This is a genomic window from Lactobacillus sp. C449L, assembly GCF_059900815.1.
The window spans coordinates 1-445 of the sequence record NZ_JBWXGA010000264.1 but is presented as its reverse complement, the minus strand read 5'-3'; the positions used below and the strand labels follow the sequence as shown (position 1 = coordinate 445).

The 445-nt window shown below is 33.3% G+C and carries 1 protein-coding gene; it reads left to right on the top strand.

Annotated features, from left to right (window positions below; translation table 11 throughout):
• Positions 1-187: 187 nt before the first annotated feature.
• On the top strand, positions 188-445 hold a 258-nt coding region (locus tag AC2JF9_RS09315; RefSeq protein WP_500727205.1), incomplete at its 3' end, for a YceD family protein.

Below are 445 nucleotides of genomic sequence, written 5' to 3'. Positions count from 1 at the left end.
ATATTCAACTATTACTCCGACTGCATTCATTGCGATTTGCTCCTCATTTGAAAAGGTTGGGTAAATAAATATAAATATTTTTGATTAGATTGACAAGATATTGTCTACAGTATAGTGTAAAGAAAAAATATTGACAAATAAATATATGAAAGCTATAATTACCTTTGTTGCCTTGGGGTGATTCAATATGAAATGGACGATAAGCCAGTTACAAAAATATCGAAACAAGGATTTTCCTGTTGATGAAATAGCAAGTCTGGATGATATCAAGGATATTGATTCATCGATTCGAAGTGTTTCTCCAATGCATATAACCGGACGGGCTGATATTGGTTCGAACAGAGTGACATTTCACTTGAAGATAAAAGGTTATTTAGTGCTTCCTTGTTCTCGGACTTTAGTAGATGTGAATTATCCGATTAATGTTGAAACAACGGAAACCTTC